Genomic DNA, 1,027 nt, shown 5'->3' on the forward strand with positions numbered 1-1,027 from the left:
CGCGGAAGGTCTGCACGGGCGGGCGGGGCCTGTCGGTGGGCAGCTCCAGTGCCTGGGGCGCGTCGCCGAGCTGCTGCTTCCACCAGCCGAGCTGCGCGTCGAGCACCTCTCCGCGCAGCCAGCCGCGCTGCCACACCGCGTAGTCGGCGTATTGCACCGGCAGCAGCGGGAGCTGGGGCGTCCGGCCGGAAGCGTGGGCCTCGTAGAGGGCGGCCAGCTCACGGATGAGGATGCCCATGGACCAGCCGTCGGAGACGATGTGGTGCATGTTGAGCAGCAGCACATGGTCCTCCGGCGTCAGCCGTAGCAGAGACACGCGGAAGAGGGGCCCCCGGGTGAGGTCGAACGGGCGAACGCCTTCCTCCGTGGCCAGACGCCGGGCCTCGGATTCGCGCTGCTCGGCCGGGAGCGCGCTCAGGTCCACCACGGGCAGCGAGAAGTCCGTGGAGGGGTGGATGACCTGCACGGGCTCGCCCTGCCCGGAGGCGAAGGTGGTGCGCAACACCTCATGCCGGGCCACCACGTCCGAAACGGCACGCTCCAGCGCCGCGATGTCCAGCGCGCCGGTGAGGCGCACCGGTGAGGGCATGTTGTAGGCGGAGCTACCGGGCTGGAGCTGGTCGATGAACCACAGGCGCTGCTGCGCGAAGGACAGCGCCGGAGTGTGGGTGGCCGCTCCCCGCGCCACCAGGGCGGGGGCCTGGAATGAACGTTCATTCCGCTCCAGGTGCGCGGCCTCGATGCGCGCGGCGAGGGCGGCCACGGTGGGCGCCTCGAAGAGGGCTCGCAGCGGCAACTCCACGCCCATCGCGGAGCGCAGGCGGGAGACGAGCTGCGTGGCCAGCAGCGAGTGGCCGCCCAGCTCGAAGAAGTGGTCGGTGGCACCGACGCGAGGCAGCCGCAGCACGTCCGCGAACAGCTCCGCCAGCTTCTCCTCGGTGGCGTTGCGTGGGGCGACGTAGGACTCGGCCGGGGAGGCCCGCGCCGCGTCGGGAGCGGGCAGGGCCTTGCGGTCCACCTTGTCGTT

General features: G+C 72.2%; 1 protein-coding gene. It reads right to left on the minus strand.

Features of this window, described 5'->3' with window-relative positions; translation table 11 throughout:
* The coding region (locus K8638_RS44265; RefSeq protein WP_223760825.1) for a condensation domain-containing protein at nt 1-1,027 on the minus strand (1,027 nt) is incomplete at both ends.

This window comes from Myxococcus sp. RHSTA-1-4 (assembly GCF_020037125.1).
GTDB lineage: Bacteria > Myxococcota > Myxococcia > Myxococcales > Myxococcaceae > Myxococcus.